The sequence below is a fragment of the Rathayibacter sp. PhB152 genome (genome assembly GCF_003751395.1).
Classification (GTDB): domain Bacteria; phylum Actinomycetota; class Actinomycetes; order Actinomycetales; family Microbacteriaceae; genus Rathayibacter; species Rathayibacter festucae.
On sequence record NZ_RJUT01000003.1, the window covers coordinates 261,128 to 284,607 of the forward strand.

Below are 23,480 nucleotides of genomic sequence, written 5' to 3' on the forward strand. Positions count from 1 at the left end.
TCGCGGTAGTCGCGTTCGACTACCGCGACTTCTGCGTTGCGGGGGCGGCTCAGCGCGACGTCCGGGGTCTCGAGCGGGGCGGGGCGGGCATGCCGCACGGCGCGACAGGGGGAGAGGGGGTGCGGTGCGCTCCGAACACAATGGCTCCTCGTGACCGGCCGGGGCTGCTCCAGAAGATGCCGCTTCGTCGTCGCCGGTCGCACTGAAGGAAGGGAATTCCATGAGAAGCACGCGCACTCTGGCGGCCTGCGCTGCCGCCACCGCCCTGGTCGGCCTGCTGTCGGCGACGCCGGCGATGGCCGCACCAGCCGATCGAGCCGGGATCGGGGCCTCGCAGTCCGCGGCTGCGCCCGCCACGTCCGCTCCTGCAGCGAGTTCGACCGTGACGGCATCCCTCGTGGACGGTCACGTGATCGTGAGTCTCCCCGGTGAGATCGCCTCGTCGGACACGTGGCTCATGGTCCGCGCCGGGGAGAGGGTCCTCGGTCAGATTCAGAACGGTGTCGTCCTCGGCGGGAAGTCGTACTACGCGCTGGACGGCCGGATGAAGGTCGAGTTCGGTGCCGCGCAGGCGGGTGAGCGGCTGGAGGTCTTCCAGCTCGAGGGATCTCTGGGCGACGACGTCGACGACGCCCATTGGATCAAGAAGCTGGCCGACTTCCGGGCGTCGGACGCTCCGCTCGAGTCGGGACTGACGGCGTCGTTCGAGGACGGCTTCGCGGTGGTGAGCGTGCCCACCGCCGTCTTCGCGGCGGAGAGGAGGCTCGTGTTCCGGGCCGACGGGGTGGAGGTCGGTCAGAGCTACGGCGGGGAGACCTTCATCGGCGGCGGCCAGGACGGGAGAACCATGTTCCTCGGCAGCAAGCGGACCGACGGTGACCTGACGCGGGTGCAGCTCCTCGGTGTGAAGCCCGGCAGCCGGGTGGAGGTCTCGGAGTACGAGGGAACAGCGTTCGACTTCGGGGTGGAGGACGTCAAGCGGATCGCGAAGCTGTTCGATCAGCAGGTGGGCGAGAAGCCCGGCGTGGCGGTGTCCCTGGTGAACGGGAACGCCGTGCTGTCCGTGCCCGATGAGGTCCTCCGGACGAACAAGCGGTTGGTGGTCTCCGCCGGAGGGAGGGACCTCGGCGAGATCCAGGGCGACGCGGCGTACGGGGCCGTGAAGGTGTGGCGCGAGGGCGACGCCAAGCTGTTCGAGTTCAGCACGGTGACGCCGGGTCAGCACCTGGAGGTCTGGGAGTACGAGGGCACGTGGTACGACTCGCGCGATCCGGCCCACCGCAAGGAGAAGCTGCTCGACCAGGTTCTGACGGCCACTCCGGCTGCGCCTGCCCCGCCCGCCCCGGCGGAGCCGACGTTCGTGAAGGCGTCGATCTCGGACGGTCGTGCCCTGGTGACCCTGCCGGACGCGATCGTCGAGTCGGATCGGCGCTTCGTGGTCGTCGTCGGCGGTAAGCCCGTCGCCGAGATGCGGCAGAACGATGCCCGCGGGGTGGCCGGGGTCTCGAAGTCGACCGAGGACGCGGAGACGACTTTCCTCATCGACGGGGTGAATCCCGGCGATCGACTGGAGGTCTGGGAGTACGAGGGCGTGCTGGGCTTCGGGTTCCAGGACGCACTCCGAAAGGCCGAGGTGTTCGACCAGCAGCTCTAGGCCGCTCGGCTCATGACGCAGAAGTTGCGGTAGTCGCGTTCGACTACCGCGACTTCTGCGTTGTGGGCGGGGCCCGCGATCGCAGGGCGGTCGCCGAGTACGCGGGATCCACCGCCGGTTCGGTGCCCGAGCGGTACGCGCCAGCGGGCGACGGTCATCGAGTCGTCTAGGTGAGAATGTCTCGTCGCGACCAGCTGCGGCCGTCCCTCGACGTGCCGCTCCTTCGCTGCTGGTCGCATCGAGGAAAGGGACATCCATGAGAAACACCCGCACTGTGGCGGCCTGCGTGGCCGCGACGACCCTGTTCGGTCTGCTGTCGGCGTCGCCGGCGCTGGCCTCCGAGCTCGATCGGGGCGACGCCTCGATCGTCCAGGGCCAGGAGTCGAGCGGCTCGGGCCTCGGACTGCTGGGGCGGTCCGCGACGGAGCTCCCGGCCGCGCCGTCCGACCGCGGCGAGGCCGGCATGTCCACGTCCCAGCAGGCGGTGGGACCGGACGTCCGTCTTCCCGGCCGTCCCCTGCCGACCGCTGCGGCGGAGACCGCGCCCGCGACAGAGCCGGCGAAGCCCGCACCGGAAGCGGCGACGCCCGCGCAGTCGTCATCAGTGGACGTGACGCTCGTGACCGACGGGGCAGTGGTGTCGCTGCCCGAGGACCTCTACCGCTCCGACAAGAGGATCGTCGTCATCGTCGAGGGGAGGTTCGTCGCTCAGATCCAGAACCAGCAGACGCGCGGCACGATCTTCAGTACCACCCACGCCGACGGCGATCCGGTGGCGTTCCTCGTCCCCGACGTGAAGCCCGGGGACCGGATGGCGGTCACCGAGTACGTCGGGACGCTGGACTCCGGCTTCGATGACTCCCTCCGGCGGCAGAGGCTGTTCGCCGGGACGCTCGGCGAGGCCGTTCCGGCGCCCGCGTCGGCCGCTCCGACGACCGTGTCCGCTCCGGTGCCTGCCGCCCCCTCACCGTCGCCCGCGCCCGCGCCCGCGGCGGAGTCGTCCCCGTCGCCGCAGACCTCTCCGGCCTCGGCGGAGGTGACGGTGTCCTTCGCGGATCACAGGGTGGTGATCAGCATGGCGCGCGAGCTCTACGACTCCAGGACGCGGGTGGACATCCGGGTGAACAACAAGTGGAAGTCGCAGACGCTGGCCGGGTACATCTTCGGGGGCGGCTTCGAGCGCTTCGACGGAGATCGCGTGATCTTCTCGGTGGGGAACGTCGACTCGGGCGATCAGGTGACGATCGCCGAGGTGACTCAGCACGGTGATCCGACGCGGATCCTGTTCGACGAGAAGGTGTAGCCGAAGGGCCGGCGGGCGCAGTCCGTGACGGCAGAGCCCGGGCTGAAGACCACCACGCAGAAGTTGCGGTAGTCGCGTTCGACTACCGCAACTTCTGCGTGCTGGGCGGGGTCAGCGCGGGAGGCGCTGGAGCGCGGTGCGGCGCTCGCGGTCCTGCAGGGCGGCGCGCTCGTGGCGGAGGGCGGTGACCTCCGCGTGGGTGGGCGGGAGGCGGCGCTCCCGGGTGCTCCACGCCACGAGGGCGATCCCAGCGCGGAGCGCGAGACGGTCGAGCAGGCGGGCGAGTCGGGGTCGGGGGAGGCGGGCGACGAGTGTCGCTGCGGTGTTCACGATGGTGTCCTTCGTGCGGGGCCCGGTCGATGCCGGGCGGCGGGCGCGCGGGCGCGCCGGAGAGCGCCTGGTGGGCGCGGCGAGGAGCGCGCTCGGAGCGCGCGGAGCGGCCGCCGGAGGGGCGGCGCGCAGGACCCGGGATCGGGTCGGGAACGGGACGACGGTCCGTGCGGCGGTGCCGCGGGACCGGGAGCTTCTTCTGCGCCGTCACCGTCTGAACGATGACGAGCGGGATGCTCGACCGGTCAGTCGGAGAGGGCGCCGAAGAAGCCGGCGGTGGTGAAGTGCGGCGCGTTCGTCATGGTCGGCTCCTTTCGTGGTGGCGTTCGTCGACCGTAGCGGGCTGCGGGTGTTCCTGGCAAGAGGCTGGGTGCGGCGGGTCTCGATAGGACGCCTGCGGCGACTGCTCGACCAGCATGAGGGCGGCTGCGGCGGCTGGCAGGCATGACGGTGGGGCGCGGACCCTTCCATGTTGATCGAGTAGACCGCGGAGCGGTCGTATCGAGATCCACCGTGCTGGGGGACGTGGGTCTCGATACGCCGCCTGCGGCGGCTACTCGACCAGCATGAGGGTGCCTGCGGCTACTCGGAAAGCATGTGGCTTCAGTTGCTCGACCAGCACGCAGGGGCTCGGCACGTGGAAACGGCTCCGGCTCGCCGGATCGGGGGATCGTGGCGAGCCGGAGCCGGTTCTGCGTGCCGGAGGTGCCGACTCAGGCGCGGGGGCGGGGCTGGAGGCGCTCGAGCTGGGTGACGTGGGCGGGGGTGAGCTCCTCGAGGGAGTGGGCGCCGAGGAGCTTCATGGTGCGCACGATCTGGTCGGAGAGGATCGCGATGGTGCGGTCGACGCCCTGGCGGCCGCCGGCCATGAGGCCGTAGAGGTAGGCGCGGCCGATGAGGGTGAACTTCGCTCCCAGGGCGATGGAGGAGACGATGTCGGCGCCGTTCATGATGCCGGTGTCGACCATCACCTCGGTGTCGGTGCCGACCTCGCGGACGACCTCGGGGAGGAGGTGGAAGGGGATGGGGGCGCGGTCGAGCTGGCGTCCGCCGTGATTGGAGAGGACGATGCCGTCGACGCCGAAGTCGGCGAACTTGTGGGCGTCCTCGACGCTCTGCACGCCCTTGATGACGAGCTTGCCGGGCCACATCTCGCGGATGACCTTGAGGTCCTCGAAGCTGATGGTGGGGTCCATGGCGAGGTCGAGGAGGTCGCCGACGGTGCCGCCGGTCGCGCTGAGGGAGGCGAATTCGAGCTTCTGGGTGGTGAGGAAGTCGAACCACCACCAGGGGCGGGGCAGCGCGTCGAGGACGGTGCCGACGGTGAGCTGGGGCGGGATGGAGAAGCCGTTGCGCTTGTCGCGCAGGCGCGCACCGGCGACGGGGGTGTCGACGGTGAAGAAGAGGGTCTCGTAGCCGGCCTTGGCGGCGCGCTCGACGAGGCCGTAGGAGATCTCGCGGTCGCGCATGACGTAGAGCTGGAACCAGTTGCGGCCGTGGGGGTTCGCCTTCTTCACGTTCTCGATCGAGGTGGTGCCGAGCGTGGAGAGGGTGAAGGGGATGCCCGCGGCGGCGGCCGCTCCGGCTCCGGCGGTCTCACCCTCGGTCTGCATCAGGCGGGTGAAGCCGGTGGGCGCGATCCCGAACGGCATGGCGGAGGGCGCGCCGAGGACGGTCGCGGTGGTGTCGACGGCGGCGACGTCCCGGAGCACCTGGGGGTGGAACTCGACGTCCTCGAAGGCCTGGCGGGCGCGGGCGATCGAGATCTCGCCCTCGGCGGAGCCGTCGGTGTAGTCGAACGCGGCCTTCGGGGTGCGGCGCTTCGCGATCGAGCGGAGGTCCTCGATGGTGAGGGCGGCGTCGAGGCGGCGCTTGCGGCCGTCGAGCTCGGGCTTCTTGAAGCTGAGGTACTCGAGCAGCTCGACGGGCTTCGGGAACTGGCGCTGGACCATGCTGGTCAGCCTTTCTCGGGGGAGGAGGGACGGGGTTCGTAGCGCGTCGGCGGGAACGCCCGGCGGACGAGCGCGCGCAGCGACTCGAGCGAGCCGGAGACGAGGCCCTGCGCGCGGGCCTGGACGATGATGTTCCCGATCGCCGTGGCCTCGCTGGGGCCGGCCTCGACCGGGAGCCCGGTGCGGTCGGCGGTCAGCTGGCAGAGCAGCTCGTTCTGCGAGCCGCCGCCGACGACGTGGATCGTGCGGACCCGCTTGCCGCTCAGTCGGACGGCGTCGGCGAGGGTGCTCGCGTAGGCCTCGGCGAGCGACTCCAGGATCGAGCGGACGAACTCGGGCCGGGTGCGCGGCTGTGCGAGACCGCGCTCGACGCACCACTCGACGATCCGGCCGGGCATGTTGCCGGGGGCGAGGAAGCGCTCGTCGGCGGGGTCGAAGGTCGTGATCGGTCCGCGGATCGCCGCGGCCTGGCGCAGCAGCTCGGCGAGGTCGATCTGCTCGCCGGTGCTGCGCTCCCAGGTGCGGATCGACTCGGAGAGCAGCCACAGCCCCGAGACGTTCTTCAGGAATCGGACCCGCCCGTCGACGCCGCCCTCGTTGGTGAAGTTGGCGGCCCGACCCTCCAGCGAGACCACCGGCTCCTCGAGTTCGACGCCGACGAGCGACCAGGTGCCACTGGAGATGTACGCGAAGTCCTCGCCAGCGGCCGGCACGGCGACGACGGCCGAGGCCGTGTCGTGCGAGCCGACGGCGACGACGCCGAGCCCGGCCGGGGCGCCGAGCTCGGCGGCGACGGCGGGCAGGAGCGAGCCGAGCCGGGAGCCCGGCTCGATCAGGGGCGCGAGGATCCCGAGCGGCAGTTCGAGGCGCGTGAGGAGCTCGTGGTCCCACGCGCGAGTGTGCGGGTCGAGCAGACCCGTGGTGGAGGCGTTGGTGATCTCGGTCGCGGCGACGCCGGTCAGCCAGTAGCCGATCAGGTCCGGGACGAGCAGCGCCTGGTCGGCGAGGGCGAGCACGTCGCGCTCGGCGGCGAGCTGGAACAGCGTGTTGAAGGGGAGGTGCTGCAGTCCGTTGCGCGCGTAGAGCTCCTCGGCGCCGATCCGCGCGTGCACGTCGGCGACGCCGCGCGCGGTCCGCTCGTCGCGGTAGTGGTACGGCGCGCCGAGCATCCGGCCCCGGCGCAGCAGGGCGTAGTCGACGGCCCAGGAGTCGACGCCGATCGAGACGACCTCGGGCTCGTCGCGGAGCGCGTTGGTGAGTCCCGCGGTGAGCGAGCGGTGGAGCTCGAGGATGTTCCAGTGCAGCGCGGACTCGGCGCCCTCCTGGACGCGGACCGGCTGGTTCGGGAAGCGCGCGACGTGCCGCATCCGCAGCTCGTCGTGGCCGACGTAGCCGAGGATGACGCGGCCGCTGGTGGCGCCGAGGTCGACCGCCGCGACGGCCTTCATCGGAGGACTCCTTCGGTCGCGGTCATCGGAGGAAGGCCGCAGCCACGCCCGCATCCACCGGGACGTGTAGCCCCGTGGTGTGCGAGAAGTCCGAAGTGCAGAGGGCGAAGACAGCGTTGGCGACGTTCTCGGGGACGACCTCGCGCTTGAGGATGGTGCGCTTGGCGTAGAACGCGCCCAGGTCCTCCTCGTCGATGCCGTAGGTCTTGGCGCGGTTCGCGCCCCAGCCGGAGGCGAAGATGCCGGAGCCGCGGACGACGCCGTCGGGGTTGATGCCGTTGACCTTGATGCCGTGCTCGCCGAGCTCGGCGGCCAGCAGGCGCACCTGGTGGGCCTGGTCGGCCTTGGTCGCGGAGTAGGCGATGTTGTTCGGGCCGGCGAAGACCGAGTTCTTCGAGGAGATGTAGACGATGTCGCCGCCGAGCTTCTGGTCGACGAGCACGCGGGCCGCGGCCTGCGAGACGAGGAACGAGCCCTTCGCCATCACGTCGTGCTGGAGGTCCCAGTCGGCCTCGGTGGTGTCGAAGAGGGACTTCGAGAGCGAGAGGCCGGCGTTGTTGACGACCAGGTCCAGGCCGCCGAAGGCGAGGACGGTGGCGTCGATCGCAGCCTTCACGGCGGCGGCGTCGGAGACGTTCGCCGCCACTCCTACCGCGACGTCGGTCGAGCCGAGCTCGGCGGCCGCGGCCTGCGCCTTGGCGAGGTCGAGGTCGGCGACGACGACGCAGGCGCCCTCGGCGGCGAGGCGGGTGGCGATGGCCTTGCCGATGCCGGAGGCGGCGCCGGTCACCAGCGCGATGCGGGAGGCGAGGGGCTTGGGCTTCGGCATCCGCTGCAGCTTCGCCTCCTCGAGCGCCCAGTACTCGATGCGGAACTTCTCGGCCTCGTCGATCGGCGCGTAGGTCGAGATCGCCTCGGCGCCGCGCATCACGTTGATCGCGTTGACGTAGAACTCGCCGGCGACGCGGGCGGTCTGCTTGTTCGCGCCGTAGGAGAACATGCCCACGCCGGGCACGAGCACGATCAGCGGGTCGGCGCCGCGGATCGCGGGGCTCTCGGGCGTCGCGTGCGCGTCGTAGTAGGCCAGGTAATCGGCGCGGTAGGCCTCGTGCAGCGCGGGGAGGCGCTCGACGATCTCCTCGACCGTGGCCGTGGCCGGCAGGTCGACGAGCAGCGGCTTCACCTTGGTGCGGAGGAAGTGGTCGGGGCAGGAGGTGCCGAGCGCGGCCAGGCGGGGGTGCTCGGTGCTCGCGAGGAAGTCGAGGACCTCGGCGGAGTCGGTGAAGTGGCCGACCTGGGGGCGGTCGTGCGAGGCGATCGAGCGCAGGTGGGCGGCGAGGGCGGCGGCCTTGGCGCGGCGCTCCTCCTCGGGCAGGGCGGCGTAGCCGTCGAGGGCGGGGCCGAAGGGCTCGGGGCGTCCGTGCTCGGCGATGTACGCGCTGGCGGTCTCGATGATGCGGAGCGAGTTCGCCTCCGCCTCCTCGCTGGTGTCGCCCCAGGCGGTGATGCCGTGGCCGCCGAGGATCGCGCCGATGACCTCGGGGTTCGCCTCCTTGATCGCGGCGATGTCGAGGCCGAGCTGGAAGCCGGGGCGGCGCCACGGGACCCAGGCGACGGTGCCGCCGAAGGCCTCCGCGGTGAGGCGCTCGCCGTCGGCGGCGGTCGCGAAGGCGATGCCGGAGTCGGGGTGCAGGTGGTCGACGTGCGCGGCGTCGACGAGGCCGTGCATCGCGGTGTCGATCGAGGGGGCGGCGCCGCCCTTGCCGTGCAGCGTGTAGTCGAACGCGGCGACCATCTCGTCCTCGCGGTCGACGCCGGGGTAGACGTTCACGAGCGCGCGGAGGCGGTCCATGCGGAGGACCGCGAGGCCCGACTCCTTCAGGGTGCCGAGGTCGCCGCCGGAGCCCTTGACCCAGAGCAGCTCGACGGGCTCGCCGGTGACCGGATCGGTCTCGACGCCCTTCGCGGAGGTGTTGCCGCCCGCGTAGTTCGTGTTGCGCGGGTCGGCCCCGAGGCGGTTCGAGCGGGCGATGAGCTCTGCGGCGGTCGAGGCTGCCATGACTTCTCCGTCTGATTGAACGAGTGTGTTAACTATCACAGAAGCTAACAGGCCGACTCGTTCCGGTCAATGCTCGTCAGCGCAGGTCGGCGAGGCCGCGGAACGGGTCGAGTCGCTCGTCGGCGGGGTCGAGCTCGGTCACGAGCACCGCGATCGCGTCCCAGTCGAGCGCGCGGGCGAGGGCCGTGCGTTCGAGCTTGGAGGAGTCGACCAGCAGCACCGTCTCGGCGGAGGCGGCGACGAGCACGCGCTTCACCTGCGCCTCCTCGAGCGTCACCTCGCTGGTACCCGCGCGAGTGACGGCCGACGCCGAGGTGAAGAAGCGGTCGTAGTGCAGCTCGGCCGCGCCGGCGCAGGCGAGCGGGCCGACGAAGCTGTCGGTCTCGGCCTGCAGCTCGCCGCCGATCAGCACGACCCGGGCGCGGGTGGCACGGGCCGAGGCGTGGTTCTCCAGCGAGTTGGTGGCGATCAGCAGCCGCGGCGACTCCGGGGCGGCGGCGAGCAGGGTGCCGGCGGTCGAGGAGGCGTCGACCGCGATCGCGCCCGAGTCCGGCAGCAGGGCGACGGCTTTGCGGGCGATCTCGCGCTTGGCGGCGGCGCCCGCGGCCAGGCGCTCGGCGAAGGGGCGCGGGCGGAGGGCGGCGACCGCGCCGCCGCGGACCCGGCTGAGCCGGCCCTCCGCCTCGAGGTCGGCCAGGTCGCGGCGGACGGTCATCGTCGAGACGTCCAGCTCGGTCGCCGCGTCGTCGAGGCGGATCGCGCCGTCGCGCTCGAGCAGCTCGATCAGGCGCGCGCGCCGCTCCGCGGAGTCCACCGTGGCCATGCCGCTCCCGTTCCGCCGGCGCGTGGGCGCCCGCGCGATCGAGAGTAACGGTGGGCGCGCGGGCCGGGCGCCGGTCCGGTGGGCCTCAGCTCTCGTCGTCGCGGTCGCGCCGGACCTGGGCGGACGGGTCGCGACCGGTCACCGGGAACGGCCCCGTCACTCCGTCGCGCAGCTCCGCGATCCGCAGGATGCGGCCGCGCTGCAGGAACCAGCCGGCCACCAGCAGCGGGACGATGATCACCAGCGAGGCGATGGTGAGGGTGCCGACCGGGAAGTCGATCGCCATCAGCACGAGCACCACGGCCAGGAAGACCAGGGTCAGCCAGGACGTGACCGGAGCGCCGGGGAGCTTGAAGGACGGCTCCTTCGCGAGGCCCTTCTTCGCCCACTGCCGCAGCCGCATCTGGCAGAGGATGATCGTGCCCCACGCCGTGATGATGCCCAGGCTGGCGATGTTCAGTGCGATCTCGAACGCCTGGCTCGGCACGAAGTAGTTCAGCACCACGCCCGCCACTGTGAAGGTCGCGGTGAGCAGGATGCCCGCGTAGGGGACGCCGCCGCGCGACATCCGCGTGGTCCACTTCGGGGCGGAGCCGTTCATCCCCATCGAGTGCAGCGCGCGACCGGTCGAGTAGAGGCCGGCGTTGAGCGAGGAGAGCGCCGCGGTGAGCACCACGAAGTTCATGATCGAGCCGGCGATCGTGCCGACCTCGGGCCCGCCGATCGAGGAGAAGAAGGTCACGAAGGGGCTCTCGCCCTCCTTGTACGCGGTGTAGGGGAGCAGCAGCGAGAGCAGGACGATCGAGCCGACGTAGAAGATCGCGATCCGGAAGATCACCGAGTTGATCGCGCGGGGGATCACCTTCTCGGTGTCCTGCGTCTCGCCGGAGGCGGTGCCGACCAGCTCGATCGCGGCGTAGGCGAAGACGACGCCCTGCATCACCAGGACCGCGGGGAGCAGTCCGTTGGGCAGGATGCCGCCGTTGTCCGAGAGGATCGAGACGCCGGTCTGCACGGTCTCGCCGCCGGCCTGCACCGGGAAGGCGAAGACGAGCCAGATCAGCGCGACGACGAGGAAGGCGACCAGCGCCGTCACCTTGATCAGCGCGAACCAGAACTCGAGCTCGCCGAACACCTTGACCGCGACCATGTTCGCGGCGAGGACGACGAGCAGCGCGATCAGGGCGAGGAGCCACTGCGGCGCCGCGGTGAAGGCCGACCAGTACTTGAGGTAGACGGCGACGGCGGTGGTGTCGACGATCGAGGTCATCGCCCAGTTGAGGAAGTACATCCAGCCTGCGGCGTAGGCGAACTTCTCGCCGTAGAACTCGCGGGCGTAGGAGATGAACGATCCCGACGACGGGCGGTGCAGGACGAGCTCGCCGAGGGCGCGGAGGATGAAGAAGGCGAAGACGCCGGCGACGAGGTAGGCGATCGCGAGGGCCGGGCCGGCGGAGTTGAGGCGACCGCCGGCGCCGAGGAAGAGGCCGGTTCCGATCGCGCCGCCGATCGCGATCATCTGGAGCTGGCGGGGCTTCAGACCGTGCTGATAGCCCTCCTGCTCGTGCGAGAAGTCCTTCGCGGGCGCCTGCTCCGCACCGATGTCGTCCTGCGCTGTCATGGCGTCACGGTACTCCCGCGCGGGGGCGGTTCCGGCCGCCGAGCGCGGGGTGGGGGTGGGTATGCGCTTGCCCGGCCGGTCGCCGGGGTGCGGAGAGGTGCGCGGAGGCGTTGAGGCTCCTCCACAGGCACTCAAACGCGCCGAGTCGTCCGGATGCCTCGTCGATGTGATCAGATCAGTATGGGTTCGGGCATACGGTTCCCTCGCTGCGGCAGCGCAGCCCGCCTCGCCGGCGTCGGCGATCGCGGTTCGAACACAGAGAGGTCCCACCATGTCCTTCCGAGCACCCGGCTCCCGCCGGTCCTTCATCACCGGACTCGCCCTCACGGGGGCGATGCTGATCGCGCCCGTGGCGGCGGCGTACACCGTGTCCCACCCCGAGGAGGGAGGGACGTGGATCCACGGGACGACCGGCGGGACCGTGCTGTCGTCGTATCAGCACGACTCGCGGTCGCACCGGGCGACAGTGTTCAACGGCGATTACCACCGCACGAAGTGCAAGGACCCCGGGAAAGACGCTTCTGTGAGTGCACCCGCTCGCACCTTCGAGGTCGACTCCGCGTACTACGACGTCTGCTGAATCCTGATCGATAGGCGGGCGGGGCTTCGGCCTCGCCCGCCCTGACAGCGGGAGAGCTGTGAGAAGCAAGAGCGTGGTCCTCGGCTATGTGCTGGCCGTCGTCCTGGCGGCGGTGCTCGCCGTCCTGTTCGTTCGCGCGTTCGATGCGCGTGGCCCGGTGTGGAACGGGGGCTGGCAGCTCGTCGTGTCGCAGGACGCGACACCCCGGGTCTCCGCGAGCGAGGTCTACCGTGACCTCACGGCGCTGGCGGACGATCGTGGTGTCGACATCGTCCGGTACGTCGAGGATTCGGTGGATCCGGCGACCGTGCGCCACCTCTACGTCGCAGGCGAGGGGACCGCGGCGGAGCTGCTCCGCGACGGCTACGGCGCTGTCGACACCGCGATCACGACGACGGTCGCGCCGCTGCAGGACCTCGGCCTGCTCGATCCGCGCGGAGCCTGGCTGGTCGGGGGTGATCGAGCGGATGCGGAGGCGGTGCTCGCGGTCATCGAGAACGGCGGCTGGTCGGGCCGGGTCGCGCCCTACGCCTCGGGCATCGACGTCGACACGTACCGCGAGTACGGCGATCTGATGCGCTCACTCGCCGTCGCGCTGCTCGCCGTCATCGTTCTGGTCGGAGCGGGAACGCTGCTGCGGAGCCGGGCGCACGGGGTGCAGCGACTGCACGGCGCGGGGGTCCTGACGATCCTGCTCGCGGAGTGGCGCTTCCTCGCGCTCCCGGTGGTCACCTTCTCCGTCGGCGGAGTGGCGGCGGTCGCTCTCGCGACGGCCGCTCTGAACGGCCTCGCGCAGCTGCCGACGGTCCTCGCGCTGTCCGGTCGGCTGCTCGCGCTCCTCCTGCTCGCCGCGGTCGTCGCGCAGATCCTCGCGATCGCCCTCACCGACGGCCGCCGGCTCGTCGACCAGGTGAAGGGCGAGATCGACGGCTGGTGGGTGCTGCTCGGCGTCTACGCCGTCCGGGTCCCGGCGGTGCTGGTGCTCCTCGCGATCGTCGCCGCGCTCGGTCAGAGCGCCCGGGTCGCCGACATCGAGGGGCGCAGCCGCGAGCTCCGGAGTGTCGCGCAAGACGCGGTCACGATTGGCATCGGCGGGTACTTGAGCCCGTCCGAGTACCACGCCGCTGATCGGCGACTGGCCGATCTGGCCGTCTCGCAGGAAGCCTCCGGAGGGGTGATCTTCGTCACGCCGGGACTCAGCGACCAGGGAAACGTGCTGCTCGTCAATGAGGGATACCTCCGGAGGGTCGAGGTGCTCGGCGACGACGGGCGCCGGATGACCGAGGTCCCCGACGGCGTCCTCACTGTCCTCGAGCCGGAGGACACGTCTGCTGAGTACCGGCTGTCCGTGCTGGCCGACTTGCACTCCTGGCAGGACACGCAGTCGAGCGTCTCGGATCCGGCACCCGCGACCGTCGGTCTTCCCATCGCGGAGCACGTCGTGCCGTCGGGGCAGGCCCTCGTCACCCTGGGCTCCGGTGAGCACAGCTTCCGCCCGGAGCCCGAGCTCGTCGATCCGATCGTCGTCGTTCTGCCATCGGTCGGGGTGCTCGCCGCCTCCGAGCTGGTCGCGGTGATCACCCAGGGCGGAGTGATCTTCACCGAACCCGCGGCACTCCCGGCCGCGATCGAGATGGGCGGTCTCTCCCACTTCGTGGCCTCCATCACTCCAGTGGCGTACCAGGCGAACGAGCAGTACCGGCGGGCGCTCGGTGCGCACGCGATCAACGTGATCGGCTTCGTGAGCGGCGGGATCGTCGTGCTGCTCACCGGTCTCGTCGCGGCGGTGGTGCTGGTGGAGAAGGACCGCAAGCGGGCGTTCGTGCATCGACTGTCCGGGCTCGGACCGCTCACCGCGCACCGCAGCGGGCTCCTGCTGGAGGGTGTGCTGCTGACGGCGACGCTGGCGCTCGCCGTCATCCCGCAGTGGTTCCGCGATCCGAAGGACGTCCGCACGGTGATCGACCTCGGCACGGTCGACACCGAGAACTTCCTGCTCGAGCAGACGGCGCTGGACATCGGCGTGGTCGCGGCCAGCGCTGCGCTCCTCCTCGCGTGCCTGGCCCTCGCCCACCGGAGGGCGAGCCGCTCGCCCGTCGTCGACACCTGATGCGCTCCCTGCTCCACTCCTTCATCCCGACCGAACGGAAAGGCCTCCCGTGATCCTCGCCACCCACCTCGCCAAGGGCTACGGCCGGCGCACGCTGTGGAGCGGGCTCGATGTGACCGTCGCCTCCGGCAGCACCCTCGCCCTCACCGGCGCGAGCGGCAGCGGCAAGTCGACGCTCCTCAACTGCCTCGGGCTCCTCGACGCCCCCGACTCGGGCTCCATCGAGGTCGACGGCGAGGAGCTGACCCGGCTCCGGGCGCACGGCCGCCGGCGCTTCCGGCGGGACCGGCTCGGCTACCTCTTCCAGAGCTACGCCCTCGTCGACACCGCGACCGTCGAGCAGAACCTCGCGATCGCGCTCGGCGAGCGGCGCGGACGCAGCGACCGGTTCGAGCGCGCGCTCGAGCGCGTCGGCCTGGCGGGGCGGGGACGCGAGCGCGTCGCCCGGCTGAGCGGCGGCGAGCAGCAGCGGGTCGCGCTCGCCCGGCTGCTGGTCAAGACCCCGACCCTGGTCCTCGCCGACGAGCCGACCGGCGCCCTCGACGCCGAGAACAGCGAGACCGTGCTCGACGTGCTGACCGAGCTGGCCGGTCACGGCGCGAGCGTGGTCGTCGCGACCCACGACCCCGCGATCGCGAGCTGGTGCGACGACCGGCTCCACCTCGCGGCGCCCTGATCGGGAATCCCTGGCCGAACGGTGCTGGTCAGGGGTCTCGATACGCCCGCTGCGCGGGCTACTCGACCGGCAGAAGGACCCGCTGCGCGAGCGGCTCGCCAGTGACGGGGCCGGGTCTCCCGCGGGAGTGCTCAGCGGAAGCATGCTGGTCGAGTAGCCCCGCAGGGGCGTCTCGAGACCCGGCCCCGTCGGCACGTGCGTTCTGCAGACGTGGCTCCTGGAGAGGGTGGGTCTCGATACGCCCGCTGCGCGGGCTACTCGACCAGCGAAGAGGGGGGCCGCTGCGCGGGCTGCTCGACCAGCAGGGGAGATCAGGCGGGGGCGCGGTGGGTGGCGAAGGCGAGGTCGAGGAGGGGGAGGCGGTCGCGCTCGACGACGGCCGTCAGGACGCGGTCGCCGAGGTGGGCGCCGACGCCGAGGACGTGCGCGTCGGTGTCGATCCGGATGCCGGGGACCGGGCGGCCGTCGAGGAGGAGCGGGACGTCGTGCTCGACGCACTTCTCGGTCGCGGGGCCGAGCAGGTCGCCCGGGAAGCCGCCGCGGACCCGCTCGTCGCGGAACCGGTTCCTCAGGATGTGGTTCACGTGCTCCACGAGGACGCTCTCGACGGAGTGCCACGGCGGGGCGGGCTCATGCGCGACGGTCGTCCGCACCGCCTCCCACAGCCACGGGTAGCGCATCCGGGCGGTGATCGCGGTCATCCAGTCGGGCAGCGGGCGCACCGGTGGGGCGTCGAGCGAGGCGCGCAGCTCGTCGTCGAGCTCCGCGAGGTTGGCGGGGTCGTCGTGGTCGTCCGGGTTCAGCCAGAGCGTGTAGCCGATCGCCACGGACTCGATCTCGACGCGTCCGCCGGAGGTGCTCGACGCCGTTCCGGACGTCCACGGCTCGAGCGACGGCTGAGGAACGAAGCCGTACAGCGGGCCCGGGAAGGCGCGCGCCACCTCGTCGAGGGTCGGCGGGACCGGGACGTCCTCGAGGCGGGCGCTCTCGTCGTAGAACATCCTCCGAGGGTGCCGCGGCGGCGCGGCGGGCGCAACGGCGGGCGGTGACCCGGCGCGAAGCGGCGGTGGGCGGGGGAGGCGAGCGGCGGTCCGGCGATGGCGGGTCTCGATACGCCCGCGGAGCGGGCTACTCGACCAGCAAGGGGGGCGGGTCTCTCGACGCGGTGCTCGGCGGAAGCATGCTGGTCGAGTAGCCCCGCAGGGGCGTATCGAGACCCGACCCCGTCAGCGCCTGAGTTCTGCGGACTCGGCTCGTGGTGATGGTGGGTCTCGATACGCCCGCTGCGCGGGCTACTCGACCAGCAACGGTGCTCAGGCGGGGGCGTGGCGGGTGACGAAGGTGAAGTCGAGGAAGGGGAGGCGGTCGCGGTCGACGACGGCCGTCAGGAAGCGGTCGCCGAGGTGGGCGCCGACGCCGAGGACGTGCGGGTCGGTGTCGATCCGGATGCCGGGGACCGGGCGGCCGTCGAGGAGGAGCGGGACGCCGTGCTCGACGCCGAGGTCCATCGCGGGGCCGAGGAGCTCGCCGGGGTCGCTCCCACCGGCGCGCTCGCTGCGGAGGCGGCTCCTCAGGATGTGGTTCACGTGCTCGAGGAGCGCGAACTCGATGCTCTGCCACGGCGAGTGCTCCTCCGCCACGCTCGTCCGAACCGCGTCCCAGAGCTGGGGGTACGGCATCCGGGCGGCGATCTCCGCCATCCACTCGGGCACGGGATGCGTCGGCGAGGCGTCGGGCGAGGGCCCCGGCTCGCCGTCGAGCTTCTCGAGATTCGCGGGGTCGTCGTGGTCGTCCGGGTTGCGCCAGAAGGTGTAGCCGATCGAGGCCTCGTCGAAGAGGATCTCCCCGCCCGCATCGCGCGCCGAGGCCGAGGACACCCACTCCTCCAGGGACGGCTGCGGCGTGAGGGTGAAGAGCGGGCCTCGGAAGAACCGCGTCACGACGTCCAGCGTCGGCGGCTCGGGGAGCTCCTCGGGGGACACGTACTCGTCGGCATGCATCCGTCCAGCCTCACGCGACGGCGGCGCGGCGGGCAACGCCGTTCGGCGAACCGGCGCGAGGCGACGCACCGGGGCTCAGGCCGGCGTCGAGCCCGACGTCGCTGTGTCGCCGCGTGCAGCTCGCGCCCGCGCCTTGACGGCCTCGATCACCTCGGTCTTGGCGTCCGAGTAGGCGTTCATGTCGGCCCAGCTCCGCTCCATCAGCGAGCGCTTGGTCGCCTCGTAGAGGGTGCGGTCGGCCGCGTCGCGGCGGAGGTGGTCGCGGAGGAGGAGGTACTCCTCGATCGCGGCGTCGCCCCGGGCGTAGAGGTGCACGTGGACGTCGCGGTCCGGGGTGCGGACGAGGCGGTGCCCGGGCTCGCGGACCCGCAGCGCGTACCCGGCCGCGAGCAGCGGGGCGAGGTAGTCCTCCTCCGCGGTGATGTCGGGGACCACGATGGCGATGTCGATGATCGGCTTCGCCGCGAGGCCGGGCACGGACGTCGAGCCGATGTGCTCGATCGCGACGTCCAGCGCGGCGAGGGCCTGCGCGATCCGCCGCTGGTGCTCGCGGAACGCCGCCGGCCAGCCCTCGTCGTACGCGTGCAGTCCGACCGCGAGCGGCTCGGCGCCGCCGACGATGTCGACGCTGGTGACGTCGGGGCGACGGGGGTGCTCGCTGCTGTCCATACCGGAATCCTCGCAGTGCTCGCGGCCCCTGATCGCGGCGGGCGAACGCCCGGGGCAAGGGCTTGCAGCCCGCCGGTCGGAGGGATTGTCTGGACGGAGGAGAGAGAGGTGTCACCATGACGCAGACCTTCCCCGCGTGGTTGCGGGACCAGGAGAAGAGGGACGACGAGGTCGGCGAGCTCGCCAAGACCTACGCCGGCCGCGGCGACCTGCCGGAGCACGGCGGACGCGCCATCTACGACGGCTACTTCGCGAGCGAGCCCGCCTCGGCGCAGGCCTCGCTCGACCGGGCCTGGATGGAGTTCGAGGCGCACCCCGAGCCGTCCGCCACCTCGGACGAGCCGGAGGGACTGCGATGAGCGACCAGACCCCGAGCCCCGTCGAGGACCCGGACGACCAGGCCGACAAGCCCTCGCAGGCCGAGGGCGAGGATCCGCGCGACACCCCGGTCGAGGTGCTGCCCGCCGAGGGCAAGCCCTCGAAGGCCGAGGGCTGAGCCGGTCGATCGGAGGTGGAGGGGCGTTCCCGGTGACGGGGGCGCCCCTTTCCGCTGCCGCGGTGGGGGGATCTCGATACGCCCGCTGCGCGGGCTACTCGATCAGCAGGGGGTGCTGCCCGCTGCGGGCTTCTCGCCCGCATGATCCGGCGACGGCAGTCCATTCAGCAGAAGTTGCGGTACTCCCTGGCGACTACCGCAACTTTTGAGGAGTGGGGGGGCGACGACGGGCGGGTCAGCGGCCGACGGCGGCCATCAGCTCGTGGGCCTCGGGGCTCTCGGGGTACTGGGCGAGGACGCGCTCGAGGTCGCGGCGGGCCGGGGCGCGCCGGCCGTCGGCGAGGTGGGTGCTGGCCCGCTCGTAGAGGGCCTCGATCCGCAGCTCGACGGGGCGGGCGGTCGTGACGTTCGGGCGCACCACGCGGTCGAAGGCCTCGAGGGCGCTCTCGATCAGGCCGAGCTCGCGCAGGGCGACGCCGCGGCGGATGAGGACCGCGGCGGACGGGGCGTCGACGTTGACCACCGGCGCCGAGAACTGCGCCATGTCGCCCCAGCGCCGCCGGGCGGAGTAGAGCGAGGCGAGCGTCGAGGCGGCCAGTGTCGACGGCGGGAGCGTCTCGACGGCGGCCGTGGCGCCGGCCGGGTCGTCCGCGGCGGCGAGCTCGGCGAAGAGCAGGCGCAGCGCGGTCGCGTCGAGCGGGACGTCGATGTCGAGTCCGGCGCTGAGCGGCAGGTGGGCCGTGAGGACGATCCCGTAGCGGCGGAGGAACGGGTCGGCGGACGGGTCGTAGCGCATCCGCACCAGCCAGCCGGCGAGGCGGAGGGCGCGGTCGTCCTCCCGGCGCGACAGCGCGTCGCGGACCAGCTCGATCACGGCGGCGAGCTTCGAGCCCTCGGGGGAGGCGGCGGTCGCCTCGTGCAGCTCGGCGGCGGGGGCGCCCGCGCGGATCAGGCGGATGAGCGGCGCCTCCCACGGCTGCGCCAGCGGCGAGGGCCGGACGAGACCGGGCCCGCTGGGCATCGACAGCCCGGCCGAGAGCCGGGAGCGGTCGCGGGAGCGGCTGAGGGCCGGGCCCACGACGGGGTGCAGGCGAGCACCCGCGAGGACGCGCAGCTCTCCTGCGGTCCGGAAACCGATCCCCACTGCAGCACTCCCCCACTCGGGGGACCGTCGTCATCCCCCAGGTCCCCAGTTTACGGGGTCCTCCGGCGTCCCTCCCCCCGAAAGGGGCCCGCGGCGGTGTCGGGAATCGGAGGAGGGCCGACGCGGCAGGACGCACGGCCCTCGAGCGGCCGCGACGGCCGTCTCGATCGAGCACCTCCGCGGGCGGTGACCCGTGAGCCACCGCCCGCGGAGGCGTCTCCGTCGAGGCGTCTCCGTCGGGACTCCTCCGTCAGGACGGCCCGGTCAGGACGCCTCCGTCAGGACGCCCCGGTCGTGACGCCCGGTCAGGCGACGGCCGTGAGGCGGGAGCCGTCCGCGGCACTGCGCTCGACGGCGTCGAGCACCTGCTGCACCTGCAGGGCGTCGGCGAACGACGGCGTGGGCTGGACGCCCTCGGCGATCGCCGTGACGAGGTCGACGACCTGGTGGCTGAAGACGTGCTCGTAGCCGAGCCCGTGCCCGGTCGGCCACCAGGCGGCGGCGTAGGGGTGCACCGGCTCCGTCACCTGGATGGTGCGGAAGCCCTGGGCGTCCTCGGGGTCGCGGGCGTCGTAGTACTCGAGCTCGTTCAGCCGCTCGAAGTCGAAGGCGATCGAGCCCGTCTCGCCGTTGATCTCGATGCGGTTGGCGTTCTTCCGGCCGGTGGCGACGCGGGTCGACTCGAAGACGCCGACGGCGCCTCCGCTCAGCGTCGCGGTGAACAGCGCGGCGTCGTCGACGGTGACCGGGCCGCGCTCGGCGCCCTCCTCGGCGCGACCGCCGAGGCCGGCCTGCGCGGAGAGGACCGGGCGCTCGGTGACGAAGGTGCGCAGCATCGCCGAGACGCCGTCGATCGTCTGCCCGGTGAGCCACTGCGCGGTGTCGATGCTGTGCGCGCCGATGTCGCCGAGGGCGCCGGAGCCGGCCCTCTCCTTGTCGAGGCGCCAGGTCAGCGGTCCCTCGGAGTCGCTCAGCCAGTCCTGCAGGTACTGCGCGCGGACGTGCCGGATCTCGCCGAGCCGGCCCTCCTCGAGGAAGCGCTTGGCGAGCGCGAGCGCCGGGGTGCGGCGGTAGCTGAAGCCGCACATCGCGAAGCCGGTCGCCGCGGCGGCCGCCTCCGTCATCGTCCGCGCCTCGGGGACGGAGCGCGCGAGCGGCTTCTCGCAGAGCACGTGCTTGCCGGCCTCGAGGGCGGCGATCGCGATCTCGGCGTGCTGGTCGCCCGGGGTGCAGATGTCGATCAGGTCGATGTCGTCGCGGGCGATCACCGCTCGCCAGTCGATCGAGGACTCGGCCGCGCCGAAGTTCTCGGCGGCGGCCCGCGCGCGGCCCTCGTCGCGGCCGACGACCACGGCGAGCTCGGGCTGCAGCGGCAGGTCGAAGAAGCGCGGGGCGGTCCGCCAGGCCTGGGCGTGAGCGCGGCCCATGAAGGCGTGGCCGATCATGGCGACGCGGAGGGGTGCTGTCATCGGGGGTCTCCTCGGAAGGGGCGCGCCGGCCGCGACCAGGGAGAGGTCGCGGCCGGCGCGGGTCGATTCGGGTGGTGCCTGCGGGCGCGGGCGGAGTCAGGCGCGGACGGGCTCGCCGACCGGCTCGCCGGCGGCGGTCCGCAGCGGGAGCAGCTCGGGCCGCTCCACCCTGGACTCGATCTCGACGACCGCCTTCTCGGCGCTCGAGCGGAGGATCGCGTCCATGATCTCGAGGACGTGCAGCCCGAGGCGGCCGGAGGCGCGGTGCGGCCGGTCCTCCTCGATCGCCTCGGCGATGTCGGCGAGACCGACACCGCGCCCGGTGTCGACGACGCCGGCGGAGTCGGGGACGACCCGCCAGTCCTCATCGCGCACCGCGACCTCGACGGGGTCGGAGAACATGTTCGGGTCGGGGACGGCGATGGTGCCCTCCGTCCCGAAGATCTCGAACTTCGGCGCGCGGGTGCGCCAGACCTCGAAGCTGACCATCACGGTCGAGGTGACGCCGTTCTCGTGCTCGAGCAGCGCGCTGATGTGCGTGTCGATCGAGACGGGGATCGGCGTGCCGGCGCGCGGGCCGGACTCGATGGTGCGCGGGCGGTCCGAGCGGGTCGCGAGACCGGTGACCCGGACGACGGGGCCGAAGAAGTGCACCAGCGCGGTCAGGTAGTACGGGCCCATGTCCAGCAGCGGGCCGCCGCCGGGCTGGTAGTAGAACTCCGGTGCCGGGTGCCAGCGCTCGTGGCCGGGCGCGGCCCAGTGCACCTGCGCGGCGATCGGCGTGCCGATCACTCCGGAGTCGAGCGTCTGCCGCGCGGTCTGCACGCCGGTGCCGAGCACGGTGTCGGGGGCGCTGCCGAAGCGCAGGCCCAGCTCCTCGGCCAGGTCGAGCATCGGAGCGGCCTCGGCGGGGTTCAGGCCGAGCGGCTTCTCCGCGAAGACGTGCTTGCCGGCCTTCAGCGCGCGGGTGCCGATCTCGACGTGCGCGGCGGGAATGGTCAGGTTGAGCACCGCGTCGACCTCGGGGTCGGCGATCAGCTCGTCGACCGAGAGGGCGCGGACGCCCTGCTCGTCGGCGACCTCCTGTGCTCGCGCGGTGTTCAGGTCGGCGACCGCGACGAGGCGGAGGCCGGGGAAGGTCGGGAGGTTCGCGAGGTACTGCTCGCTGATCTTGCCGACTCCGATGATGCCGACTCTCAGCGGGAGGCCCACAGCAGTCCCCTCTCGATGATGGTGCGGACGTTGGCGTCCTGGAGGATCTCGACGCGGTGACCCGGGGTCGAGACGAAGATGCGGCCCTCGCCCCAGTGGCGGGTCCAGACGGCGGGGGAGGTGATCGGGCGGTGCCACGGGTCCCACTCGCGGACGGCCTGCGTGGTGGTCGCGAGCACGTCGTTGTAGTCGTCGTGCAGCACCCAGTACTGCTCGGTGGTGAGGTCGAAGTCGCCGATGCCCTGGGTGATCGGGTGGTCGGCCGCGAGGGCCGTCATCTCGATCGTGTGCGGGACGTAGTTGTCCGACTGCTCGCCGGTGCGCTCGTCCGGGTGCTTGCCCGGGTGCGAGACGAACTGGCCGCCGATCAGCTGCAGGTAGTCGGAGTTGTTGCGGTACGAGTCGGCGATGCCGCCGTGCCAGCCGGCCAGGCCGGTGCCGCGCTCGACGGCCGCGCGCAGGCCGAGGAACTCGGGCCATTCGATCGAGGTCATGGTGTTGGACTGCACGATCAGGTCGACGGTGCGCAGGTAGTCCTCGTCGGCGTAGACGGCGGTCGACTCCTCGACGCGCACCTCGAATCCGTTCTCGGCGAGGAAGGGGAGGAACAGCTCGGTCGCCTCGACGGGCTGGTGGCCGTCCCAGCCGCCGCGGACGACGAGCGCCCTCTTGGCGGGAGTGGACGGGGGGAGGTCGGTCATCGGTGTCCTCGGGGTGCTCGGCGGATCGCTCCGCGGTTCGTCATCGAACGGTAGTTGCGCAACTCTGTTGCCGTTGCCGCCCGTGTGTGTCCAGTCTGCACCTGCGGAGAGTCGTGGGCAAGGCGGGATCCGGGGTCTTGCAGCGGTCGTCTCGCGGCTGGGTTTCGCAACTCGTTCTGCTCTACAGTGGGGGCATGGACGACAGCGGTGCCGCTCCCCGGCCGACGATGGCGCGCATCGCCGAGCGCGCGGGGACGAGCGTGCCGACGGTCTCCAAGGTGCTGAGCGGCGGCACCGACGTCTCCGAGGCGACCCGGCTGCGGGTGATGGAGGCCGCGCACGAGCTCGGTTACCGGCGCCGGCCGCGGCTGCGCCCGCCGGCGGAGGACCCGCACGTCGCGCACATCGTCGACGTCGTGGTCGGCCACCTCGACGGCACCTGGATCGGGCCCGTGCTCGGCGGAATCGAGGAGGAGGCCGCGGCGGCCGGCGTCGACCTGGTGCTCACCCGCGCGCGACCCGACGGGGAATGGGTCAACCGGCTCCTGCGCCGCTCGTCCCTCGGCGCGATCGTCGTCCTCGTGGACGTCACGGCGGCGCAGCTGCACCTGCTCACCACGGCCGAGCTGCCCGTGGTGATCGTGGATCCGATCACCCGCCCGCCCGCCGACGTGGCGAGCGTCGGCGCGACCAACTGGGACGGCGGCCGGATGGCGGCGGAGCACCTGCTCGCGCAGGGCCACACCCGCATCGGCGTGATCGCCGGCGCTCGCGGGCAGCTCTACAGCAGCGCCCGGCTCGACGGCTTCAGCACGGCGCTGCGCGACGCGGGGGTGCCGCTGCCGCGGGAGCGCGTGGTCTACGGCGGCTGGAACCGCGACCGCTCGCGGGTCGTCGCCTCCGCGATGCTGGCGGACGCGCTGATCCGGCCCACGGCGCTCTTCGCGCTCTCGGACACCATGGCGCTCGGCGTCTACGACGCGGCCGACCTGGCAGGCCTGCGCATCCCGGACGACCTCAGCGTGATCGGCTTCGACGACGTGCAGGAGTCGGCGTGGGCGACGCCGCCGCTGACCACGATCCAGCAGCCGATCGCCCAGATGGGCGCCGCGGCCTTCCGGATGCTGCACCAGGCGCACCGCGCGGCCCGGCCGCTGTCCTCGAGCGCGACGCGGCTCGAGCTCGAGACGCGCCTGATCGAGCGCGCCTCGGTGGGCCGTCCGAGCTGATGGT

The 23,480-nt window shown here is 72.2% G+C and carries 21 protein-coding genes; 8 read left to right on the forward strand and 13 right to left on the reverse strand.

Translation table 11 applies throughout. From position 1 onward, the window contains the following. Nucleotides 1-382: 382 nt before the first annotated feature. Together EDF36_RS08110 and EDF36_RS21195 are read left to right on the forward strand one after the other, a co-directional pair. A complete protein-coding gene (locus tag EDF36_RS08110; protein WP_148059997.1) occupies nt 383-1,654 on the forward strand; it encodes a hypothetical protein in 1,272 nt (423 codons plus the stop codon). A 256-nt stretch (nt 1,655-1,910) separates the two neighbouring features. After that, nucleotides 1,911-2,957 carry a hypothetical protein gene (locus EDF36_RS21195; protein WP_185020411.1) on the forward strand — a complete coding sequence of 349 codons (1,047 nt, stop codon included), beginning with the start codon at nt 1,911-1,913 and terminating at the stop codon, nt 2,955-2,957. 111 nt (nt 2,958-3,068) lie between these two features. Here the strand turns inward: EDF36_RS21195 and EDF36_RS08125 are convergent, their stop codons facing one another. The 6 genes from EDF36_RS08125 to EDF36_RS08150 form a co-directional block, all read right to left on the reverse strand. Next, nucleotides 3,069-3,287 carry a hypothetical protein gene (locus tag EDF36_RS08125; protein ID WP_123732610.1) on the reverse strand — a complete coding sequence of 73 codons (219 nt, stop codon included), beginning with the start codon at nt 3,285-3,287 and terminating at the stop codon, nt 3,069-3,071. A gap of 713 nt (nt 3,288-4,000) precedes the next feature. Further along, nucleotides 4,001-5,239 (reverse strand): alpha-hydroxy acid oxidase, encoded by a 1,239-nt coding sequence (locus EDF36_RS08130; protein ID WP_123446923.1) that lies wholly within the window; start codon nt 5,237-5,239, stop codon nt 4,001-4,003. Nucleotides 5,240-5,244: 5 nt separating this feature from the next. Then, nucleotides 5,245-6,687: a rhamnulokinase family protein gene (locus tag EDF36_RS08135; RefSeq protein ID WP_123732611.1), complete on the reverse strand. Its 1,443-nt coding sequence runs from the start codon at nt 6,685-6,687 to the stop codon at nt 5,245-5,247. A gap of 22 nt (nt 6,688-6,709) precedes the next feature. Beyond that, nucleotides 6,710-8,746 (reverse strand): bifunctional aldolase/short-chain dehydrogenase, encoded by a 2,037-nt coding sequence (locus EDF36_RS08140; protein WP_123732612.1) that lies wholly within the window; start codon nt 8,744-8,746, stop codon nt 6,710-6,712. A gap of 76 nt (nt 8,747-8,822) precedes the next feature. Further along, nucleotides 8,823-9,569 carry a DeoR/GlpR family DNA-binding transcription regulator gene (locus EDF36_RS08145; RefSeq protein ID WP_123732613.1) on the reverse strand — a complete coding sequence of 249 codons (747 nt, stop codon included), beginning with the start codon at nt 9,567-9,569 and terminating at the stop codon, nt 8,823-8,825. 85 nt (nt 9,570-9,654) lie between these two features. Continuing rightward, the gene (locus tag EDF36_RS08150) at nt 9,655-11,190 is read right to left on the reverse strand and encodes an amino acid permease (protein ID WP_123732614.1); all 1,536 of its coding nucleotides are present in this window, start codon (nt 11,188-11,190) and stop codon (nt 9,655-9,657) included. Between the two features lie 271 nt (nt 11,191-11,461). Here EDF36_RS08150 and EDF36_RS21200 point away from each other — a divergent pair, with 271 nt between their 5' ends. The 3 genes from EDF36_RS21200 to EDF36_RS08165 all read left to right on the forward strand — a co-directional run bounded on the left by EDF36_RS21200 (nt 11,462) and on the right by EDF36_RS08165 (nt 14,556). After that, entirely contained in the window at nt 11,462-11,770 is a 309-nt protein-coding gene (locus tag EDF36_RS21200) for a lactococcin 972 family bacteriocin (RefSeq protein ID WP_123736359.1), read from the forward strand. A gap of 73 nt (nt 11,771-11,843) precedes the next feature. Further along, nucleotides 11,844-13,880 carry a hypothetical protein gene (locus EDF36_RS08160; protein WP_123732616.1) on the forward strand — a complete coding sequence of 679 codons (2,037 nt, stop codon included), beginning with the start codon at nt 11,844-11,846 and terminating at the stop codon, nt 13,878-13,880. 49 nt (nt 13,881-13,929) lie between these two features. Then, nucleotides 13,930-14,556 carry an ABC transporter ATP-binding protein gene (locus EDF36_RS08165; RefSeq protein ID WP_123732617.1) on the forward strand — a complete coding sequence of 209 codons (627 nt, stop codon included), beginning with the start codon at nt 13,930-13,932 and terminating at the stop codon, nt 14,554-14,556. Nucleotides 14,557-14,867: 311 nt separating this feature from the next. On the opposite strand, the gene EDF36_RS08170 is transcribed toward EDF36_RS08165, so the two are convergent. From EDF36_RS08170 to EDF36_RS08180, 3 genes are all read right to left on the reverse strand, one after another. After that, nucleotides 14,868-15,557 (reverse strand): hypothetical protein, encoded by a 690-nt coding sequence (locus EDF36_RS08170; RefSeq protein WP_123732618.1) that lies wholly within the window; start codon nt 15,555-15,557, stop codon nt 14,868-14,870. 312 nt (nt 15,558-15,869) lie between these two features. After that, entirely contained in the window at nt 15,870-16,556 is a 687-nt protein-coding gene (locus EDF36_RS08175; RefSeq protein ID WP_123732619.1) for a hypothetical protein, read from the reverse strand. 75 nt (nt 16,557-16,631) lie between these two features. Continuing rightward, nucleotides 16,632-17,225: a GrpB family protein gene (locus EDF36_RS08180; protein ID WP_123732620.1), complete on the reverse strand. Its 594-nt coding sequence runs from the start codon at nt 17,223-17,225 to the stop codon at nt 16,632-16,634. A gap of 116 nt (nt 17,226-17,341) precedes the next feature. Here EDF36_RS08180 and EDF36_RS08185 point away from each other — a divergent pair, with 116 nt between their 5' ends. Together EDF36_RS08185 and EDF36_RS21205 are read left to right on the forward strand one after the other, a co-directional pair. Then, nucleotides 17,342-17,584, forward strand: coding sequence for a hypothetical protein (locus tag EDF36_RS08185; RefSeq protein ID WP_123732621.1), 243 nt, complete (start codon nt 17,342-17,344; stop codon nt 17,582-17,584). Then, nucleotides 17,581-17,721 carry a hypothetical protein gene (locus EDF36_RS21205; RefSeq protein ID WP_159421935.1) on the forward strand — a complete coding sequence of 47 codons (141 nt, stop codon included), beginning with the start codon at nt 17,581-17,583 and terminating at the stop codon, nt 17,719-17,721. The genes EDF36_RS08185 and EDF36_RS21205 overlap by 4 nt, the downstream gene beginning before the upstream one ends. Nucleotides 17,722-17,956: 235 nt before the next feature. On the opposite strand, the gene EDF36_RS08190 is transcribed toward EDF36_RS21205, so the two are convergent. From EDF36_RS08190 to EDF36_RS08205, 4 genes are all read right to left on the reverse strand, one after another. After that, nucleotides 17,957-18,865 carry a tetratricopeptide repeat protein gene (locus EDF36_RS08190; RefSeq protein ID WP_123446910.1) on the reverse strand — a complete coding sequence of 303 codons (909 nt, stop codon included), beginning with the start codon at nt 18,863-18,865 and terminating at the stop codon, nt 17,957-17,959. Between the two features lie 305 nt (nt 18,866-19,170). Beyond that, nucleotides 19,171-20,334, reverse strand: a complete 1,164-nt coding sequence (locus EDF36_RS08195; protein ID WP_123706471.1) for a Gfo/Idh/MocA family protein — start codon at nt 20,332-20,334, stop codon at nt 19,171-19,173. 96 nt (nt 20,335-20,430) lie between these two features. Continuing rightward, the gene (locus EDF36_RS08200; RefSeq protein WP_123732622.1) at nt 20,431-21,546 is read right to left on the reverse strand and encodes a Gfo/Idh/MocA family protein; all 1,116 of its coding nucleotides are present in this window, start codon (nt 21,544-21,546) and stop codon (nt 20,431-20,433) included. Then, on the reverse strand, nt 21,531-22,247 hold the full coding sequence (locus EDF36_RS08205) for a ThuA domain-containing protein (RefSeq protein WP_123732623.1): 717 nt from the start codon (nt 22,245-22,247) through the stop codon (nt 21,531-21,533). The genes EDF36_RS08200 and EDF36_RS08205 overlap by 16 nt, the downstream gene beginning before the upstream one ends. 194 nt (nt 22,248-22,441) lie before the next feature. Between EDF36_RS08205 and EDF36_RS08210 the strand changes: the two genes are divergently transcribed. Further along, nucleotides 22,442-23,476, forward strand: a complete 1,035-nt coding sequence (locus tag EDF36_RS08210) for a LacI family DNA-binding transcriptional regulator (RefSeq protein ID WP_221181625.1) — start codon at nt 22,442-22,444, stop codon at nt 23,474-23,476. Nucleotides 23,477-23,480: the final 4 nt, after the last annotated feature.